The organism is Serratia sp. CY27727, from assembly GCF_052169275.1.
GTDB classification, from domain to species: Bacteria; Pseudomonadota; Gammaproteobacteria; order Enterobacterales; family Enterobacteriaceae; genus Serratia; species Serratia sarumanii.
Genome location: NZ_JBJNLB010000001.1, coordinates 899,255 through 917,269 on the forward strand (window position 1 = coordinate 899,255; position 18,015 = coordinate 917,269).

At 61.9% G+C, this 18,015-nt stretch carries 18 protein-coding genes; 9 read left to right on the top strand and 9 right to left on the bottom strand.

The window, feature by feature from the left end; translation table 11 throughout:
• From lsrK to ACJ8HB_RS04495, 6 genes are all read left to right on the top strand, one after another.
• Entirely contained in the window at positions 1-1,566 is a 1,566-nt protein-coding gene (gene lsrK / locus ACJ8HB_RS04470; RefSeq protein WP_047568726.1) for an autoinducer-2 kinase, read from the top strand.
• Positions 1,567-1,787: 221 nt separating this feature from the next.
• Positions 1,788-2,972, top strand: coding sequence for an MFS transporter (locus ACJ8HB_RS04475; RefSeq protein WP_047568728.1), 1,185 nt, complete (start codon positions 1,788-1,790; stop codon positions 2,970-2,972).
• Between the two features lie 59 nt (positions 2,973-3,031).
• Positions 3,032-3,925 carry a LysR family transcriptional regulator gene (locus tag ACJ8HB_RS04480; protein WP_047568730.1) on the top strand — a complete coding sequence of 298 codons (894 nt, stop codon included), beginning with the start codon at positions 3,032-3,034 and terminating at the stop codon, positions 3,923-3,925.
• 79 nt (positions 3,926-4,004) lie between these two features.
• Positions 4,005-4,346 (top strand): HNH nuclease YajD, encoded by a 342-nt coding sequence (yajD, locus tag ACJ8HB_RS04485; protein WP_016928619.1) that lies wholly within the window; start codon positions 4,005-4,007, stop codon positions 4,344-4,346.
• Between the two features lie 271 nt (positions 4,347-4,617).
• Complete coding sequence (locus tag ACJ8HB_RS04490; RefSeq protein WP_033637564.1) at positions 4,618-5,253, top strand: AAA family ATPase; 636 nt, start codon at positions 4,618-4,620, stop codon at positions 5,251-5,253.
• Complete coding sequence (locus tag ACJ8HB_RS04495) at positions 5,250-5,552, top strand: hypothetical protein (protein WP_033637563.1); 303 nt, start codon at positions 5,250-5,252, stop codon at positions 5,550-5,552. The genes ACJ8HB_RS04490 and ACJ8HB_RS04495 overlap by 4 nt, the downstream gene beginning before the upstream one ends.
• Positions 5,553-5,599: 47 nt before the next feature.
• On the opposite strand, the gene ACJ8HB_RS04500 is transcribed toward ACJ8HB_RS04495, so the two are convergent.
• The gene (locus tag ACJ8HB_RS04500) at positions 5,600-6,355 is read right to left on the bottom strand and encodes a CDP-diacylglycerol diphosphatase (RefSeq protein ID WP_047568735.1); all 756 of its coding nucleotides are present in this window, start codon (positions 6,353-6,355) and stop codon (positions 5,600-5,602) included.
• Positions 6,356-6,592: 237 nt separating this feature from the next.
• Between ACJ8HB_RS04500 and ACJ8HB_RS04505 the strand changes: the two genes are divergently transcribed.
• On the top strand, positions 6,593-7,393 hold the full coding sequence (locus ACJ8HB_RS04505; RefSeq protein ID WP_080298839.1) for an alpha/beta fold hydrolase: 801 nt from the start codon (positions 6,593-6,595) through the stop codon (positions 7,391-7,393).
• A gap of 28 nt (positions 7,394-7,421) precedes the next feature.
• Here ACJ8HB_RS04505 and ACJ8HB_RS04510 read toward each other — a convergent pair whose 3' ends face one another.
• The 5 genes from ACJ8HB_RS04510 to ACJ8HB_RS04530 all read right to left on the bottom strand — a co-directional run bounded on the left by ACJ8HB_RS04510 (position 7,422) and on the right by ACJ8HB_RS04530 (position 11,538).
• The gene (locus tag ACJ8HB_RS04510) at positions 7,422-8,147 is read right to left on the bottom strand and encodes a substrate-binding domain-containing protein (RefSeq protein WP_080298840.1); all 726 of its coding nucleotides are present in this window, start codon (positions 8,145-8,147) and stop codon (positions 7,422-7,424) included.
• Positions 8,140-8,919, bottom strand: coding sequence for an ABC transporter ATP-binding protein (locus ACJ8HB_RS04515; RefSeq protein WP_047568741.1), 780 nt, complete (start codon positions 8,917-8,919; stop codon positions 8,140-8,142). The genes ACJ8HB_RS04510 and ACJ8HB_RS04515 overlap by 8 nt, the downstream gene beginning before the upstream one ends.
• Positions 8,912-9,913 carry a FecCD family ABC transporter permease gene (locus ACJ8HB_RS04520; protein ID WP_047568744.1) on the bottom strand — a complete coding sequence of 334 codons (1,002 nt, stop codon included), beginning with the start codon at positions 9,911-9,913 and terminating at the stop codon, positions 8,912-8,914. The genes ACJ8HB_RS04515 and ACJ8HB_RS04520 overlap by 8 nt, the downstream gene beginning before the upstream one ends.
• Complete coding sequence (locus ACJ8HB_RS04525) at positions 9,910-10,959, bottom strand: ABC transporter substrate-binding protein (RefSeq protein WP_047568746.1); 1,050 nt, start codon at positions 10,957-10,959, stop codon at positions 9,910-9,912. The genes ACJ8HB_RS04520 and ACJ8HB_RS04525 overlap by 4 nt, the downstream gene beginning before the upstream one ends.
• Positions 10,960-11,145: 186 nt before the next feature.
• A complete protein-coding gene (locus ACJ8HB_RS04530) occupies positions 11,146-11,538 on the bottom strand; it encodes a hypothetical protein (RefSeq protein WP_038879962.1) in 393 nt (130 codons plus the stop codon).
• Positions 11,539-12,000: 462 nt separating this feature from the next.
• On the opposite strand from ACJ8HB_RS04530, the gene ACJ8HB_RS04535 reads away from it, so the two are divergent.
• A complete protein-coding gene (locus ACJ8HB_RS04535) occupies positions 12,001-12,219 on the top strand; it encodes a hypothetical protein (protein WP_223307166.1) in 219 nt (72 codons plus the stop codon).
• A 173-nt stretch (positions 12,220-12,392) separates the two neighbouring features.
• Here the strand turns inward: ACJ8HB_RS04535 and ACJ8HB_RS04540 are convergent, their stop codons facing one another.
• The 3 genes from ACJ8HB_RS04540 to ACJ8HB_RS04550 form a co-directional block, all read right to left on the bottom strand.
• Positions 12,393-13,316, bottom strand: a complete 924-nt coding sequence (locus ACJ8HB_RS04540; protein WP_041033990.1) for a DUF7916 family protein — start codon at positions 13,314-13,316, stop codon at positions 12,393-12,395.
• 75 nt (positions 13,317-13,391) lie between these two features.
• Entirely contained in the window at positions 13,392-15,689 is a 2,298-nt protein-coding gene (gene bglX, locus ACJ8HB_RS04545; protein WP_047568749.1) for a beta-glucosidase BglX, read from the bottom strand.
• A gap of 112 nt (positions 15,690-15,801) precedes the next feature.
• A complete protein-coding gene (locus ACJ8HB_RS04550; protein ID WP_049233799.1) occupies positions 15,802-16,722 on the bottom strand; it encodes a LysR substrate-binding domain-containing protein in 921 nt (306 codons plus the stop codon).
• A 118-nt stretch (positions 16,723-16,840) separates the two neighbouring features.
• Here ACJ8HB_RS04550 and ACJ8HB_RS04555 point away from each other — a divergent pair, with 118 nt between their 5' ends.
• The gene (locus tag ACJ8HB_RS04555) at positions 16,841-17,995 is read left to right on the top strand and encodes a pyridoxal phosphate-dependent aminotransferase (RefSeq protein ID WP_047568751.1); all 1,155 of its coding nucleotides are present in this window, start codon (positions 16,841-16,843) and stop codon (positions 17,993-17,995) included.
• Positions 17,996-18,015: the final 20 nt, after the last annotated feature.

An 18,015-nucleotide genomic window follows, 5' to 3' on the forward strand; every position in this document is an offset into this window, starting at 1 on the left:
ATGGATAACTACTTGATGGCGCTGGACGCAGGAACGGGCAGTATTCGCGCGGTGATCTTCGATCTGGCGGGCAATCAGATCGCGCACGGCCAGGCGGAGTGGCAACACCTGGCGGTGCCGGGCGTGCCCGGCTCGATGGAGTTTGACCTCAGCCGCAACTGGCAGCTGGCCTGCCAGTGCATTCGCCAGGCCTTGCAGCGCGCCGGGCTGACGGCGCAGGCGATACGCGCGGTGGCCTGCTGCTCGATGCGTGAAGGCATCGTTCTGTACGACCGCAACGGCGTGCCGATCTGGGCCTGCGCCAACGTCGACGCGCGCGCCAGCCACGAAGTCAGCGAGCTGAAAGAGTTGCATAACCACGGCTTCGAACGCGAGGTGTATCAATACTCCGGCCAGACGCTGGCGCTGAGCGCCATGCCGCGCCTGCTGTGGCTGGCGCACCATCGGCCGGACATCTACCGCCAGGCGGCGACGCTGACCATGATCAGCGACTGGCTGGCCAACATGCTCAGCGGCGAGCTGGCGGTCGATCCTTCCAACGCCGGCACCACCGGCATGCTGGATCTGACCAGCCGCGACTGGCGGCCGGCACTGCTCGACATGGCCGGGCTGCGCGCCGATATTCTGTCGCCGGTGAAAGAGACCGGCAGCGTGCTGGGGCGCGTCACCGAACAGGCGGCGCAGGAGAGTGGGCTGCTGCGCGGCACCCCGGTGGTGATGGGCGGCGGCGACGTGCAGCTCGGCAGCCTGGGGCTTGGCATCGTGCGCGCCGGGCAGACGGCGGTGCTCGGCGGCACCTTCTGGCAGCAGATCGTCAACCTGCCGGAGCCGGCCATCGATCCGGAGATGAACATCCGCATCAACCCCCACGTCATTCCCGGCATGGCGCAGGCGGAATCCATCAGCTTCTTTACCGGCCTGACCATGCGCTGGTTCCGCGACGCCTTCTGCGCAGAGGAAAAATTGCTGGCGGAGCGGTTGGGGGTCGATGCCTACAGCCTGCTGGAAGAGATGGCGGCCAGGGTGCCGCCGGGCGCCTACGGCGTGATGCCGATCTTTTCCGACGCCATGCATTTCAAAACCTGGTATCACGCGGCGCCGTCGTTCATCAATATGTCGATCGACCCGGAGCGCTGCAATAAACAGACGCTGTTCCGCGCGCTGGAGGAGAACGCCGCCATCGTCTCCGCCTGCAACCTGGAACAGATCGCCGCCTTCTCCGGCGTGCAGGCGCGCTCGCTGGTGTTCGCCGGCGGCGGCGCCAAGGGCAAGCTGTGGAGCCAGATCCTCAGCGACGTCACCGGGTTGACGGTGCGGGTGCCGATGGTGAAAGAAGCCACCGCGCTGGGCTGCGCGATCGCCGCCGGCGTCGGCGCCGGGCTGTTCGAGTCGCTGGCCGAAACCGGCGAACGCCTGGTGCGCTGGGAGCGCGAGCATCAACCCGACATGACCCACCATGCGCTGTATCAGGAACAGAAAGAAACCTGGCGGCAGGTTTACGCCGATCAGCTGACGCTGGTGGATAACGGCCTGACCACCTCGCTGTGGAAAGCGCCGGGGCTTTAAACGCAAGCGGCATTCGGTCATAACCTTATGCCGTTTTATTCCTTTCCCCCGCAGCGCGGCGCAAGCCGCGTTTTCACTCGCCGCCGGCGATTGTTTCCCCTCAGAAACAGTGTAACCACCGCAAACGGATTTATCCGCGGCTTCGGCCTGCCGTAGATTGTGACTTCGGTCACACCGCGCCCCGAGCGCGGCCTGCGCATTCACCCAAGACGAGCGGCATTATGCTGAATAATAAAGATAAACCTGCATCATCCCCGTGGCCGGCGATCTTCTCGCTGACGGTCGCCTGTTTTGTCATGGTCACCACCGAGTTTCTGCCGATCGGCCTGCTGACCAACATCGCCCCTTCGCTCGGCGTCAGCACCGGCACCGCCGGGCTGATGGTCACCATGCCCGGCATCGTGGCGGCGGTGGCCGCACCGGTGTTGAGCCTGGCTTCCGGCCGGCTGGACAGACGCCTGCTGATGCTGGGACTGTCGTTGCTGCTGATGGTGTCCAACCTGGTGGCGGCGCTGGCCGTCAACTTCCCGATGATGCTGTTGGGCCGCGTGTTGCTGGGCATCTGCGTCGGCGGCTTTTGGTCGTTCGCCGCCAACTACGGCCGCCATCTGGTGCCGGAAGCCAGCCAGGGCCGCGCCACCGCGCTGATCCTCAGCGGCATCTCGGTCGGCGCGGTGTGCGGCGTGCCGGCGGGGGCGCTGATCGGCGATCTGTTCGGCTGGCGCGCCGCCTTCTTCGGCGGGGCGGCGCTGGCGGTCGGCGTACTGTTGGCGCAGCTGCGTTTACTCACGTCGGTACCGCCTTCCCGGCCGGTTACGCCGCGCGATCTGGTGCTGCCGCTGCGCCTGCCGATGGCGCGCATCGGCCTGATCGCCATCGTGCTGCTGTTCATCGGCCACTTCGCCGCCTATACCTATCTGCGCCCTCTGCTGCAACAGGTGTTCGTGCTCAGCCCATCGGCGATCTCGCTGCAGCTGCTGGCCTATGGCGCCATCGGCCTGCTGGGCACCTTCCTCGGCGAGCGCCTGGCGGAACACAGCCTGCGCGCCACCTTTATCCTGATCGCCGCCATGCTGGCGGGCATTCTGATCGTTTCGCCGCTGCTCAGCGGCCTCGCCGGCGCCACGCTGATGGTGTTGGTTTGGGGGCTGGCGTTCGGCGCCGTGCCGGTATGCGCCACCAACTGGATGTTCGCCGCGGTGCCGCAGGCGCCGGAAGCCGGCCAGGCGCTGCTGGTGTGCGTCATCCAGATCGCGCTGGCCTCCGGCGCACTGCTGGGCGGCGAGGTGGTGGACTGGCAGGGCGTCAGCAGCGCCATGTTGTTCGGCGGCGCGCTGATCCTCTCCGCCACGCTGGTGTTCGGCCTCAGCTTGCGCTCCGGCACGATTGGCGCTAAACAGTGTTAATCATTATCTATCTGCAGAAACATGCCCCGGCCACTGCCGGGGCATGACGTTGGGAACCTATGGATCATCATTTGCTCGCTATCCGGGTATTTAACCGCGTGGTGGAAACCGGCGGTTTTACCCGCGCCGCCGATTCGCTGGGCATGCCGAAAGCGACGGTCACCAAGCTGATCCAGAATCTGGAGGATCACCTGCAGACCAAGCTGTTCCAGCGCACCACCCGCAGCGTGTCGGTCACCCGCGAAGGCGAATGCTATTACCAGAATACGGTGAAATGGCTGGCGGATTTGGAGCAGATGGAGGGCTGTCTGACCGAGTCACAGAATTCTCCGCAGGGCGTGCTGCGCATCGATACCGGCAGCGGCACCGCCCGCCAGCTGCTGTTGCCGGCGCTGCCCGGTTTTTTGGAACGCTACCCGCAAATCCAGATCGATCTCAGCATCGGCGATCGCGTTATCGATCTGATCAGCGACAGCGCGGACTGCGTGATCCGCAGCGGCCCGTTGGCCGACTCCAGCCTGATCGCCCGCCGCCTGTTCGACCTGGACTGGGTGAGCTGCGCCACCCCGGCCTACCTGGCGCGCCACGGCACGCCGCGCCACCCGTGCGATCTGGAGCAGAGTTTCCCGATGGTGCACTATCGCCATCCTGTCAACGACCGCATCCATCCGCAACGCTATGTCGAGCGCGGCAAAGAGATCGCCATTCAACAGCGCTACCCGGTCAGCATTAACGAAGGCAACGCGCTGCTGGCGGCGAGCCTGGCCGGATTGGGCATCATCCAGATCTATCGGTTTATGGCGCAGCCGCACCTCGAGCGCGGCGAGCTGGTCAGCCTGCTGCACGACTGGCAGCCGCCGCCGGAGCAGATGTACGTGGTGTACCCGTCCAATCGCCACCTCAGCGGCAAGCTGCGGGCGTTTATCGACTGGGCGGTGGAGACATTTCGCTAGCGACAGGATGAGCCGCACGTTGTCGCCGTACGCAGTGTGGTATTATTTGCCGCATAGTGATTCACGACGGACGACCACCATGGCCTATATCCCCAAAAACTATGCGAAGCTGGAAACCGGCTATCGCGAAAAAGCGCTGAAACTGTTCCCCTGGGTATGCGGGCGCTGCTCGCGCGAGTTCGTTTATTCCAACCTGCGCGAACTGACGGTGCACCACATCGATCACGATCACAGCAACAACCCCGAAGACGGCAGCAACTGGGAAATGCTGTGCCTGTACTGCCACGACCACGAGCACTCGAAATACACCGAGGCCGATCAATACGGTTCGACGGTGGTGGCCGGTGAAGACGCGCAGAAAGATGTCGGCGTCGCCACCCATAACCCGTTCGCCAACCTGAAGGCGATGATGAAGAAGTAACGCCACCGACAGCTTAATGAGCCACTAACTTATTAAGCTGTTAAATTAACAAACCCCGCCTCCGCATCGCCACTTCCCAGAGAATTCCTACTTACCCATCCGGGCCATCCAGCGCAAAATAAGCTGCGCAGTTAACGACATACTGGCTTGGCAAGCCGCCGCAGTTGGTGCATATTGTTCGCGAGTTGTTCTTGTTAACCTGTTTGATTATCAACCTAATAAGCACATTAACTTAATAAGTTATCAGCTTAATAACTTGAGAGATGGCAGCATGATTGTTCTGATTGGCTCGCAAAAAGGCGGCGTCGGCAAATCGACGAAAGCGGTGAATATCGCCGGGTATCTGATTCTTAAGCAAGGCAAGACGGCGATCATCGTCGATGCCGACGACCAGAAATCGATCATGACCTGGTACAACGACCGTCAGAACGTTGAGGGGCTGCCGCACATTCCGGTGGTGGCCGCGTCGGGCAAAATCAAAGAAACGCTGCTGGAACTGGATCGCCATTACGACTACGTGATCGTCGACACCGCCGGCCGCGACAGCGCCGAACTGCGCTCCGGGCTGCTGGCCGCCGATCTGTTCCTCTCGCCACTGCGCCCTTCGCAGATGGATCTCGACACCATCGGCTATCTGTCGGAGATGTTCTCCACCGCGCAGGAATACAACGAGAAGGTCAAAGGCTACATCGTGCTGAACATGTGCCCGACCAACATCTTCATCAATGAAGCCAACGAAGCGGCGCAAGTGCTGAGCGAATATCCGGAGTTCACCCTGGTGAGCCACCGCCTGTGCGACCGCAAGATTTACCGCGACGCCTGGGGCGAAGCCATCACCGTGCATGAGGCGAACAACGAAAAGGCGCAGAGCGAAATTGAATGCCTGGTGAAAGAGGTGATCCTGTGAAGAAGCGCACCCCCACCCACCGCATGTCGGAAGACGAATTCATCAACAGCGCCACCTCGCACACGCTGCCGGTCGCGGCGCCCGCGCCGGAAGCCAAACCGGCCGGCCGCAAGCGCACCTATAAGGCGATTTCCGTCAGCCTGACGGACAGCCACATTGAAGCCATCGATGAAGTGATCGTGCAGGCGGCGCGCAGCGGCATCGTGCGCATCACCCGCTCCGACATCATCAAGCTGGCCATCGACGGTTTGGCGGAGAAAAGCGAAGCGCAGCTGCTGGCGCTGCTGAAGAAGCTCTGAGCGCGCGGCAGCCGCCGGCTAACTCAGCCGGCGGGTTATCATCACCTTCAGTTCCCCGCCACCGCGCAGTGGTAGTCCTGAATTTCGCCGGCCGAGCCCAGGTTCAGATCGGTCAACTTCAAACGGTTAGCCAACAGCAGCATCTCACCCTGCGGGCTGACCGCCAGCGCCAGGCCATAATTGCCGATGCTGTCGCCCTGCTCGACCACATAGTTGTGCAGCAAACGGAAAGGATCTTCCTGGGTTAAATCGGTGCCCGCCAATTTTCTGGCCAGATATTGGTGGCCGACCAATTTCACCGCCAGCGGGCGCCACTGCTGATCTAATTGCTCCGCCTGTTGCCCCAGCGCGTTATAGACATCCTGACGCAGGCAGGCAACGTGAATATGCAGCTGATCCTGAGAACGGCCATATTTCGAATTGACCGCCAGCGAAAGCCACGCATCTTTTAACGGTTTTCCCAGCTCGCCGGATATATGTTCGCGGTTATTCCAGGCCTGGGCGAAATAAGGCGGTGCGTGTTCCGTCTGCAATGCCGGGCTCTCGATGCCGCTGACCTTTTCGGTTGGCATCACCAGATCGTGATAGGGGCCTTTGCTGTCCTTAAACAGCACATAACCCTGTGTTAAATCAACCTTTAAGCAGGGCGCCGGATCGTCGTTCTGCTGCTGATTGGGCACGCACTGTTGGCTGACGATTTGCCACAGCGCATTCGGATTGCCGCGCCCAAAGAACCACCACAGCACCGCCGCCAGCAGCAAAATGACAAGCAAAATAATTAATAGCCTGAAAAGTTTTTTCATCATGACTCCCTGTTTAGCTATTCCGTCTTGAAAGGAGCGCCAGCATAAACCAAGGCGCTTATCGTCACCAGAATATTATCCTTAGCGTCACCTTTCATTGACGTCTTGTTATCAATAAAAATTAAAAATAAGGATTTGCCTGAGTAATTTAAGGTAAATTAATACCACAGGTTGAATATGAGTGTGATATAAGCAGCCGGACTCTCTTTATATTAAGGAACCGATAAGATGCCAACGATGGGCAACTCCCTGCATTATCTCGACGTAGGCTCAGGCTTTCCGTTGCTGCTGGGCCACAGCTATCTGTTCGATCTGAACATGTGGGCGCCGCAGTTTGAAGCGCTGGCGAAACGCTATCGCCTGATCGTGCCGGATCTCTGGGGCCACGGCGACTCACCGGCGCTGCCGACCGGGCGAAACAGCCTGTCGGATATCGCCGCCGATCATTTGGCGCTGATGGATCGCTTGGATATTGAAGAGTTCGGCATCGTCGGCCTGTCCGTCGGCGGCATGTGGGGCGCCGAACTGGCGGCGCTGGCGCCGGAACGGGTCAAGGTGCTGGCGCTGATGGACAGCTATCTGGGCGACGAAACGCCGGAGGCGCGGCAGCGTTATATGGGCATGCTGGCCGCCGTGGAGCAAGCCGGCGCCATCACTTCGCCGCTGCTGGAACATGTCGCGTCGCTGTTTTATTCCGATGACGTCCCCGACGCCTTATTGCAATCGCTATTGTGTCAGCTCCAGAGCCTGCCCGCCGATCGCCTGCGCGAGAGCATCGTACCGCTGGGCCGGATGATCTTCGGTCGCCCCGACAAGCTGACGCTGCTGGAAAACATCACCGCCGCCAGCATCGTCATCACCGGCGCCCAAGATAAGCCGCGCCCGCCGGCGGAAGGCCAGCGCATGGCGGATCTTCTCGGTTGTCAACATGTGCTGATCCCCAACGCCGGGCATATCAGCAACAAGGAAAACCCGACGGCGGTCAACGAAACCCTGCTGGCGTTTCTGGCTGAAAACACCACCCCGCTGTTCTGGTAACATTCTCCGGGCCGCCAGGCCCGGCGAGTCATTCCGCGCGCCGCATAAACCCGTGTCGGCTCAGGATTTCCTGCCCCTGTTCGCTCAAGATAAATGCGGCTAACCGCTGCGCGCCGTCATCCAACAGGCATAAACCGTAATCCGCCTCGATGTCCAGCGGCGGCGCCAACGGCCGCACCGCCAACGTCGGGTAGGCGGCTAAGGCCGGAGCATAGCTGGCGTAGCCGAGAAAAATATCCGCCTGCCCGCCGGCGATCAGATATTCCGCTGCCAATCGGCCCGCCGGCAGCGGGGCAGAATCCCTGCCGCCAACCAACGGCAGCGCCCGGCGGCGCAACGCTTCCCCTTGCCCCGGCCAGTATTGCTCACAGCGTTCGAAAAGCTGCAGCGCATAATCGCCGGAAGGATCTGCCTCCGGTGTCGAGGTAGCAAGGCGCCAGTGGGGATCGAACAGCACCTGCGGCAGCGGACGTTCGGTTAATGCCGGCACGTTGCGTACCGTCACACAGAGCCGATTGCGCGCAAAAATCTGCACCGCCCCCGCTATCCCAAGATCCGCCAACCTTTGCGGGTGCGCCACGTTGGCCGAGGCGAACAGCTGTGGCCGCTCGCCATTCTCTATCCGCTGGCGCAACAACCCCGCCGGGCCGAATTCCGCCGTGACTTTTTGCCCGGCGCGCCGCTGAAATGCCGACAGCAGCGGCGCAAACGCCAGCCGCAGGCTGCCGGCGGCAAACAGCAGGATATCACTCATCATGTCGCTCCAGTTGGCTGCGATACAGCGGCACCAGCGTCGCGTAACGGCGGCCCGCCACCGTCAGCGGCACCCGTTCGATCGCCAGCTCGAACAGGGGTGACAGGGATTGCGCCGTTAACACCTCGCGGCAGGCACCGAGCCGGCTGCGCCCTTCCTTGCCCAACAGCAAAGCCCGATCGGCCACCGCGTGAGCATGATTGGGTTGATGCGTAGAGAACACCACCGCCAGCTGCTGCTCCAGCGCCAGGCTCGCCATCAGGCTCAACACCCGATCCTGATAATGCAGATCCAGCGCCGAAGTCGGTTCATCCAGGATCAACACCTCGCAGCGCATCGCCAACGCGCGGGCGATCATCACTAATTGACGTTGACCGCCGGATAGGCTGCCAAACTCGCGCTCTGCCAGGTGCTGCAAATCCAACGACTGCAACGCTTCTCTCGCCAGCCGATGATCCTCGGCTGACGGTGAACGAAACAGGCCGACATGGCGCGCCCGCCCCATCAATACGATATCCAGCACCCGGTAGGCGAACGGCGGCGCAAAGTGTTGCGGGACAAAGCCCATCTCACCGTGGCGCTCAATCTCGCCGGATTGCGGCGTCAGGCTGCCTAACAACAGCTGCAGCAGCGTGCTCTTGCCACGCCCATTCGGGCCCAATACCGCCAGCACTTCGCCGCGCCGCAGCTGAATGTCCAGATGCTGGAACAGCGGTGCCCCGCCCGGCCAGGCGAACCTTACGCCCCTGGCGGCCAATAAGGTGTCAGTCATGCCAGCCTCTCACTTGCGCGCGGCGCAGCAGCAGCGCGAACAGCGGCGCGCCAATCAGCGCGGTCAGAATGCCCAGCGGGATTTCGCTGCTGCTCAGCGTGCGCGCCAAATCGTCGATCACCAGCATGTACAGGGCCCCCAGGCAAAGTGAAGCCGGCAACAGGCGCCGGTGATCCGGCCCCACCAGCCGCCTCGCCACGTGCGGGATCACCAAGCCGACCCAACCGATGCTGCCGCTGACCGCCACCTGGGCGGCCACGATGGCGGCGCACAGCGTCAAAATCAGCCAGCGGGTGCGCTCAACGTTGATGCCCAATGCACCGGCATCCTCATCACCCAACGACAGCAGATTGATGCGCCAGCGCAGCGCCAACAGCAAGCCGCCGGCCAACAGCAAAGGCACAAACAGCATCAGCAGCTTTTGCCGATCGGCGGTGGCAAAGCTGCCGAGCAGCCAAAACACGATGCTCGGCAATTTCTCTTCGGTATCCGCCAGATATTGCATCAGGCTGACGCAGGCTGAGAAGAAGCCGCTGAGGATCACCCCCGCCAGTACCAAAGAGAGAATATTGCGCCGCGCAATGGCGCTGGTGAGAGTGAAAATCAGCAGCAGCGCCGCCATGCCGAAAACAAAAGCCGACAGCAGCAGCGCCGCCAACGGCAGGCTGAGCAGGATAGCCAGCGTGCCGCCAAAGGCCGCGCCGGACGACACGCCGACGATATGCGGGTCGACCAGCGGGTTGCGAAAGACGCCTTGCAAAGCCGCGCCGCACAGGGCCAGCGCCGCGCCGGCGCCCATCGCCAACAGCACTCGCGGCACGCGCACGCCCAGGATCACCTGGCGTTGGATAGCATCGATGCCGGCATAATGCTGCCCGGTGAACGGCTCCAGCAAAATCATCAGGCTGTGCGTCATCGGCACCTGAAAGCGGCCAACGCCGAGCGAAAACAGCGCGCAGCACAGCGTCAACAACGCCAGCCAGCCCAGCCTCATTGCCAGCTCTGGCAGCAGGTGGCGCGGTAATAACGTTGATAGTAAGCGTCGACCCGCTGCTGCAGATTGATATCGGCAAAACGCTGCGGGTAAAGTTTTTTCGCCATCCACAACTCACCCAACGCCATCGCCTCCGGCATCGGATACCCCCAGGCCTTGGCATACTCCGGCATCAGGTAGACCCGCTTATTCTTCACCGCGTCGATCGGCTGCCACTGCGGTGACGTCAGGATCTGTTGCACCACGTCCGGGTAGCGCTCCTGCACGAAAATCACCGCCGGATCCCACTTCAGGACATCCTCGATAGAAACCTGTTTAAACCCCTGAATGTCCTTCGCCGCCACGTTGAGCGCACCGGCGTGTCGCATCATCAACCCGGTATACTTGCCGGCGCCGTAGGTGGTGAGATCGGGGTTGGCCATATACACCCGCACCCGCTGATTTTCCGGCAGATCGCGCAGCCGTTCGGCGACCAACGCGCGCTGCTGAATGACGTCCTTAATCAACGCTTCGGCCTGAGGCTGACGCGACATCACCTCGCCGATCAGGCGAATGCCGTCCTGCAGCCCCAGCGTATAGGCCCGATCCTCATCGCTCAGCTGCGGATTCATTTTACCCGCCTGATCGGCCGCCTCGCGGCGCAGCGAGATAGCCACCACCGGAATGCCCGCCCGTTCGATCTGCGCAATCATCTCCGGCGGCGCATAGTTGGCCACGAACACCACCTGCGGATGCAGGCCGAGCAGGCTCTCGATATTCACCGAAGTCAGATCGCCCGGCATCGGCAGGGTTGCCAACGTCGGCGCCAGCCGCAGGTAGTTTGGCCCCAGCTGCTTTTTCCAACTGCTGAGCACGCCGACCACCTGAGGCATCGCATCAAGCTGCACCAACAGGTTCAACGTCTGGTGTTGCAGCACCACCGCGCGGGTGATGCGATCGGGCAGCGTGACCTGGCGATTGAGCTGATCGGTGACCTGGCGATCCGCCTGGGCGGCGGTGGAAAACAAAACAAGCGCCAACAGCAGGCGCGGGAGAAAGTTAAACATGGCAGTGACCGGTTGATTATCGTTGTATAGCAAATAATATAGCGATGTGCATGGCGAAACAATCAGCGGGATCAAACCGGATGCGGGTACTCGGGAGGTAAAACGAGGCGTGAATGCGATCCTGGAAGCGGATCCGCCGGTGTGGCGACGGATCCCATCGGCCCTGTAGGGGCGCGTGAAGAAGACTTACTGACCGATAGACGTCAGCCCCTGGCGGATCCCTTCGTCAGCCTGCTGGCACCATGCCTGCAGCCCCTGCGGCGCTTCTTTTTCCAACGCGACCACTTTGCCGTCGTCGTTCAGTACATTGCCTTCTCGGCCCATCGCTTCGCGCTTGTCGCCGTCGCGGGTGTCGACGCCGCCGGGAATAGCCGCCACGTAGGCCACCATTTTCTTGGCGTTGTCGATGCTGTCGGCTTTCAGGAAGCCTTTATCGACGCAGTAGGACATCAACCCGGCGGTATTGCGCGTGATGTCATAGACGTTTTTCAATGCGGCAGGATCCATCCCTTCAGCGTTAGCGGTGTTGAACAGGCCCAGAGTCGCGGCAATCATGCCGGTCAGAATGCTTTTTTTCATTGTTAACTCGTTTTAATAATGAATTATTTAATTTTTAATTATTCACAAATACAGTGTGAATATCGGTACGGTATAATGGCGGCCTAGATTAACACAACCCTAATGCATTAATAGCGGTGATTAAGTTAAGCCTCAATAAAATAAAAACGCATGCTGGGGTAATAATCTCCGCCCGCTGTCATTTTTGCACGTTCGGCATTGGCCGCGCTCAATTCATAGTAAAAATAATCTCACCCAGGAATTATTTACAACGGAAGCGTTGGCCTGCGGTCAATTGCGTGCCCATCTTTGCCAAAACCACCGGCGTGGCATAGCCTGTTAAGACGTGTCATGCCTTAGTGGGAGGGGATTCACATGAACCATGCCGTCCGGCCGCCGCAATGCGACGAAAACCCCTTCTCGATATCACGATGAATTTATATCTCTCTCCGGCGGTGCTTATCGCGCATCGCCTGGGCATCTTTGAGTTTATTGCTCTGCCCCCTCAACCTGACCGATATATGCGCTCAGGCCAATGTGGAAAGACGCCCGGCGGAAACGTTGATCATGGCGCTATTGGCATTGAAATTGATCGCCAGAGACGGCGAAACATTTCATCTTACGCCGGAAGCGGAACCCTTTTTGTTAAAAACACCGCGTTATTTCTGGGATTTGATCAGCAGCGTTTGGCCGGCGCGCTGACGGCATCGTGTTCGGTCTGCCGCCGCGGGATGCGGCCTGATGATGATGGGATGGACGCAGGGCCGCCAATACTCCGGCAGGGAAATCGGCGACCAGCTGCGCGACGTTGGGCCTGCTCTAGTGCTGCCGTCGCTCGGCTATTTCAGCATCGTGACGGCGCAAAAACCCCGGGCTTAGCGGTTCACCGAGCGCGCCATACGGCTGTAGGTGTGGCGCACGCCGCGAATCGCCACGCTGTAAGCGAAGATGTTTTCCGGCAGCGCCAGCCCCAGATAGCCGGTATCGCCGATATGGTGCAGATCCGCGCCGGCCATTTTGCTCATCAGCGCAATCTGCCGCACGGTCTGCACGTCGGCCCCCTCTTGCGAGGTGCCGATCGCCGTCATTGCCAGCGCGCCCTGCCGCTGCGCATAAGCGATCAGCGCCGCCACTTTCTCCTGCGACATGCCGGGAATGGTGCCGGGCGCCGGCAACAGCACGATGTCCGCACCGTTCTCCACGAACAGCGCGATGTCCTGCTCGCCGATCAGCTGGCTGCCGCTTTCGCGCACGATACCGGCCCCGTGCATCTTGCCGGTCACCAGCACCATCTCGTCGCCCACCTCATCACGGATCGCTTTCAGCGCGGCGGCGATCGCCTGATTGCTGACGCCGTTGTTCGGGTTGCCGGTCAGCACCAACATGCGCGCGCCGAGTTGATACAGCTTACGCGCATTCTCGGCGGTGGCGGCGCGGCCCGCCGTCATCTGCCAGAAGTCGTTATGTTCGGTGGCGAAGGCCGGATCGACGGCCTCCAGGTTCACCCCGATCACCCGCCCGGTCAGGCGCTGCAGCGTGCGCAGCGCCTCCTGCGGCGGCACGTCGGCGGGCAGCCCCGCAATATGCGGCTGGTCGACGTCGAACAGGTTCAGCAGCAGCAGGTCGGCGCCCTGGCTGGCCGCCAGCTCGGCGTTGGTGACGTTATTGAGCAGCGGCTGAGTGACCGCGATGGTTTCGCTGACCAAGATGCGCCCTTCGCTGGCGCGGATGGCGTAGAGCAGATCGGCTTTGCCGATATCGGCCAGATCGCTGGCGCTGCAGTCCAGATAGCGTTTCATGAGGCAAGCTCCGATGACGTTAGCGGGAATGAATAGATGCCCCCTCGCTCAGCGCGGCGAACAAGGGGGACAGGGTTACTTCAGCGTAAAGCTTTGCGCCTGCACGTTGTCGGAGTCCAGGCCGACGAACACGTTGAATTTGCCCGGCTCCGCCCCCCATTTCAGGCTGGCGTTGTAGAACTTCAGATCGTCTTCGCTAATCGGCAGCTCAACCTGCTGCGACTGGCCGGCCTTCAGCGTCACTTTCTTGAAGTTGCGCAGCTCTTTCACCGGCCGGCTGACCGAGGCGGTCACGTCCTGCAGATACAGCTGCACCACCGTGGCGCCGTCGTACTTGCCGGTATTTTTCAGCGTGACGCTGGCGGTTAGCTTGCCGTTGCGCGCCATCGTCGGGCTGGACAGTTTCAGATCCGACAGGCTGAAGGTGGTGTAGCTCAGGCCGTAACCGAACGGATACAGCGGGCCGTTCGGCGAATCGAAGTAGCGCGAGGTGTACTTGCCCGGATTCTCCTTGCCGAACGGGCGGCCGGTGTTCAGGTGGTTGTAGTATATCGGGATCTGGCCGACCGAGCGCGGGAAGGTCATCGGCAGCTTGCCCGACGGGTTGTAATCGCCGAACAGCACGTCCGCCACCGCGTTGCCACCCTCGGTGCCGCTGTACCAGGTTTCCAGCATCGCGTCCGCCTGTTCGCTCTCCCAGCTCAGCGCCAGCGGCCGGCCGTTCATCAGCACCAGCACCAGCGGCTTGCCGGTGGCTTTCAGCGCGGCGATCAGATCGCGCTGGCTCTGCGGGATCGTGATGTCGGCGCGGCTGGAGGCCTCATGCGCCATGCCCTGCGATTCCCCCACCACCGCCACCACCACGTCGGCCTTGTTCGCCGCCTGCACCGCTTCGTCGATCATCTGCTGCGGCGAACGGGTGTCGAACGCCACCGCCGGCTCATACTCGTTCAGGTAGTCGATAATGCCCTTATCCTGCGTGACGTTGGCGCCCTTGGCGTAAAGAATGCGCGCCTTGTCGCCCACCGCCCGCTCCAGCCCTTCGCGCAGGGTCACCGACTGCTTGACCACCCCGGCGGCGGACCAGCTGCCCATCACGTCGCGCTGGCTGTCGGCCATCGGCCCGACCAGCGCGATGGTCGCCTGTTTGCTCAGCGGCAGCGTCTGCTTATCGTTCTTCAGCAGCACCATCGTTTTGCGCGCCACCACCCGCGCTTCGGCGCGGTGCAGGCGGCTTTCGGTGTTGGTGTCCTGCGGATCGGCACCCGCCGGGCCCAGATGCACATACGGATCGGTGAACAGCCCCATGTCGTACTTGGTGTTCAGCACGTCGCGGCAGGCGCGGTCGATATCGCTTTCAGCCACCAGCCCGTCTTTCACCAGGCCCGGCAGGTATTTGTCGTAGAACTCGTCGCTCATGCTCATGTCGACGCCGGAGGTGATCGCCAGCCGCACCGCGTCGCGCGCGTCGGCGGCCACGCCGTGTTTAATCAGTTCTTTGATTGCGCCGTGGTCGCTGATGGTGATGCCTTTAAAGCCCCACTGGTCACGCAGCAGATCTTTCAGCAGCCACGGGTTGGCGGTGGCCGGCACGCCGTTGATCGCGTTGAGCGACACCATCACCCCGCCGCTGCCGGCATCCACCGCCGCTTTATAAGGCGGCAGATAGTCCTGATGCATGCGCAGCGGGCTCATGTCGACGGTGTTGTAATCGCGGCCGCCTTCGACGGCGCCGTACAGCGCAAAGTGCTTGACGCTGGCCATCACCGAACCGGGTTTGGCCGGGTCGCCGTTCTGGAAACCGTCGACCATCACCTTGGCGATTTTCGACACCAGCCAGGTGTCTTCGCCGAAGCCTTCGGAGACCCGGCCCCAGCGCGGATCGCGGGTGATATCGACCATCGGCGCGAAGGTCATGTTGAGGCCGTCGTCGCTGGCCTCCTGCGCCGCCACCCGAGCGCTGAGCGCGATGGCTTCCAGATCGAAGCTGGCCGCCAGCCCCAGGCTGATCGGGAACACGGTGCGCTGGCCATGCACCACGTCATAGGCGAAGAACAACGGGATTTTGAGGCGGCTGAGCTGCATCGCCTGATCCTGCATCACCCGGATATCCGGCCGGGTAACGGTATTGAAGATGGCGCCGATCTGCCCTTTGCGGATGCCCTCGCGGATCGCTTCTTTCGGGTTATCCGGCCCGACGCTGATCAGCCGTAGCTGGCCGATCTTCTCTTCCAGCGTCATCTGCTTCATCAAATGGGACACGAAGGCGTCGCGCTGCTGGGCGTGCATGCCCTGCGTTATCGGCGTTTCCTGCGCAAAAGCCGGGCTGAGGGCCAGACCGGACAACATACTCACCACACAAAGCCATTTCATCTTGTTTTATCTCAGGCGTGTTTCCGCCGCCAACGCCGCGGAGTTTAATCGGAGTGAAGAAACAGTTTGCCACACTCTGTTTCATCGCCAAGGGAATTCGCATCGTTAATGTTTACAAAGCATTACAGGTTATCGGCAGGTAATTCTGCAGCCGGGCGCGGCTGTCGGCGGCCTCCGCCGTCAGGAAATCGATAAACTGCGCCAGCGCCGGCGATGGCGCCCCGCGTTCAGGATAGACCAAATAATAGGCCGCGCCGCTGCTGACGCAGAGCGGGAACGGCGTGACGATACGCCGCGCCTGAATATCTTCCTCCAGCAGGCACAGATCGCCGATGGCGATGCCGAATCCCTGCAGCGCAGCGCTCATCGCCAGATCGAGGGTATCGAAATGCTGAGCCTTGCCGGACGGCAGCGCATCGGCCCCCGCCGCCTTCAGCCAGCGCAGCCAGTCGCGCCGATCGCGCGTCGGGTGCAGCAGGGTTTTGTCCGTCAAGTCCGCCAGCCGGGGCGTTGGCGGCAGGAACGTCGGCGTGCAGACCGGCGTGAGGATTTCGTCGAACAGCAGGTGCGCGCTCAGCTTTTTGCCCGGCGGCCGGCCGAATACCACCGCGGCGTCAAATTGCTCGGTGCTGAAATCCAGACCGTGCGACACCGAAGCGGTCAGCTCAATATGCATGTCCGGCCGTTCATTCTGCAGGCGAATGATGCGCGGCAGCACCCAGCGCATCGCGCAGGTCGGGCATTTGATGCGCAGCGCCCCCGGCGGGGCGGCGGCCCGCGTCAGCGCCTCGTCCAACTGCCCCAGCGCCAGCTGCACCGGCGCCAGCAGCTGCGCGCCCTGCGGCGTCAGCGCCAGACCGCGCGCCTGGCGGCTGAACAGCGGATAGCCCAGGCGCTGTTCCAGCCCGAGGATTTGCCGGCTGACCGCCCCCTGCGTCAGGTGCAGCTGCCGGGCGGCATGGGTAAAGTTGAGGCGTTGCGCCACCACCACGAAGGTTTTCAACACGTCGAGCGACGGCAGGGATATCGGCATAGCGGGCCTCGATTAGGTATGATCGTAGTGCATGGCAAGTATGACAAACTTTCCCTTGTCCGCCTACGCCGGCTGATGCTTAATCGCTCAACACTTCCCTGTTTGCCTGGAGCCCATCATGCAGAGCGCCTGCTCATCCCGCTCGAAGCTGCCGGACGTCGGCACCACCATTTTCACCGTCATTGGCCAACTCAGCGCCGAACATCAGGCCCTCAATCTGTCGCAGGGCGCGCCCAACTTCGCCGGCGACCCGCAGCTGATCGAGGCAACGGCGCAAGCCATGCGCGCAGGTCATAACCAATACGCGCCGATGAGCGGCGTGGCGGCGTTACGTGCTGCTCTGGCGGAAAAAGCTGAACGATTGTATGGCGCACGCTATGACGCCGACGAAGAAATCACGGTGATCGCCAGCGCCAGCGAAGGGCTGTACTCGGCGATCAGCGCGCTGGTGCACCCCGGCGACGAGGTGATCTATTTCGAACCGGCGTTCGACAGCTATGCGCCGATCGTGCGCCTGCAGGGCGCCACGCCGGTGGCGATCAAGCTGTCGTTGCAGGATTTTCGCGTCGACTGGGACGAAGTGGCCGCCGCCATCAACGGCAAAACGCGCATGATCATCGTCAACACGCCGCACAACCCGACCGGCGCGGTGTTTGACGCGCACGACATCGAACGTCTGACCGCCCTGACCCGCGACACCGACATCGTGATCCTGTCCGACGAGGTCTACGAGCACGTGGTGTTCGACGGCGATATTCACCACAGCATGGCGCGCTACCCGCAGCTGGCGGAACGCAGCGTGATCGTGTCGTCGTTCGGTAAAACCTACCACGTCACCGGCTGGCGCGTCGGCTACTGTCTGGCGCCGGCGGCGCTGATGGACGAGATCCGCAAGGTGCACCAGTTTATGGTGTTCTCCGCCGATACGCCGATGCAGCACGCCTTCGCCGCCGCGCTCGCCAACCCGCAGAGCTACCTGGGGCTGGCGGCGTTTTATCAACAAAAGCGCGATCTGCTGGCCAGCGCCCTGCAGGATTCGCGCTTTGAGCTGCTGCCCAGCCGCGGCAGCTTCTTCATGCTGGCCCGCTTTAGCGGCTTCAGTCACGAAAGCGACAATGATTTCGCCGTGCGCTTGATCCGCGAAGCGAAGGTGGCGACGATCCCGCTGTCGGCGTTCTACAGCGACGGCACCGATACCGGCATTATCCGGCTGAGTTTTTCCAAAGATAACGAGACCCTGCTGGAAGGCGCGCGCCGCCTGAGCCAGGTGTGATTTTTTGTCCAACCATGGGA

Excerpts from the sequence above, each read along its gene's own strand:
- lsrK (WP_047568726.1), top strand. The coding sequence starts at position 1 with ATGGATAACTACTTGATGGCGCTGGACGCAGGAACGGGCAGTATTCGC.
- ACJ8HB_RS04475 (WP_047568728.1), top strand. The coding sequence starts at position 1,788 with ATGCTGAATAATAAAGATAAACCTGCATCATCCCCGTGGCCGGCGATC.
- ACJ8HB_RS04480 (WP_047568730.1), top strand. The coding sequence starts at position 3,032 with ATGGATCATCATTTGCTCGCTATCCGGGTATTTAACCGCGTGGTGGAA.
- yajD (WP_016928619.1), top strand. The coding sequence starts at position 4,005 with ATGGCCTATATCCCCAAAAACTATGCGAAGCTGGAAACCGGCTATCGC.
- ACJ8HB_RS04490 (WP_033637564.1), top strand. The coding sequence starts at position 4,618 with ATGATTGTTCTGATTGGCTCGCAAAAAGGCGGCGTCGGCAAATCGACG.
- ACJ8HB_RS04500 (WP_047568735.1), bottom strand. The coding sequence starts at position 6,355 with ATGAAAAAACTTTTCAGGCTATTAATTATTTTGCTTGTCATTTTGCTG.
- ACJ8HB_RS04505 (WP_080298839.1), top strand. The coding sequence starts at position 6,593 with ATGGGCAACTCCCTGCATTATCTCGACGTAGGCTCAGGCTTTCCGTTG.
- ACJ8HB_RS04510 (WP_080298840.1), bottom strand. The coding sequence starts at position 8,147 with ATGAGTGATATCCTGCTGTTTGCCGCCGGCAGCCTGCGGCTGGCGTTT.
- ACJ8HB_RS04515 (WP_047568741.1), bottom strand. The coding sequence starts at position 8,919 with ATGACTGACACCTTATTGGCCGCCAGGGGCGTAAGGTTCGCCTGGCCG.
- ACJ8HB_RS04520 (WP_047568744.1), bottom strand. The coding sequence starts at position 9,913 with ATGAGGCTGGGCTGGCTGGCGTTGTTGACGCTGTGCTGCGCGCTGTTT.
- ACJ8HB_RS04525 (WP_047568746.1), bottom strand. The coding sequence starts at position 10,959 with ATGTTTAACTTTCTCCCGCGCCTGCTGTTGGCGCTTGTTTTGTTTTCC.
- ACJ8HB_RS04530 (WP_038879962.1), bottom strand. The coding sequence starts at position 11,538 with ATGAAAAAAAGCATTCTGACCGGCATGATTGCCGCGACTCTGGGCCTG.
- ACJ8HB_RS04540 (WP_041033990.1), bottom strand. The coding sequence starts at position 13,316 with ATGAAACGCTATCTGGACTGCAGCGCCAGCGATCTGGCCGATATCGGC.
- bglX (WP_047568749.1), bottom strand. The coding sequence starts at position 15,689 with ATGAAATGGCTTTGTGTGGTGAGTATGTTGTCCGGTCTGGCCCTCAGC.
- ACJ8HB_RS04550 (WP_049233799.1), bottom strand. The coding sequence starts at position 16,722 with ATGCCGATATCCCTGCCGTCGCTCGACGTGTTGAAAACCTTCGTGGTG.
- ACJ8HB_RS04555 (WP_047568751.1), top strand. The coding sequence starts at position 16,841 with ATGCAGAGCGCCTGCTCATCCCGCTCGAAGCTGCCGGACGTCGGCACC.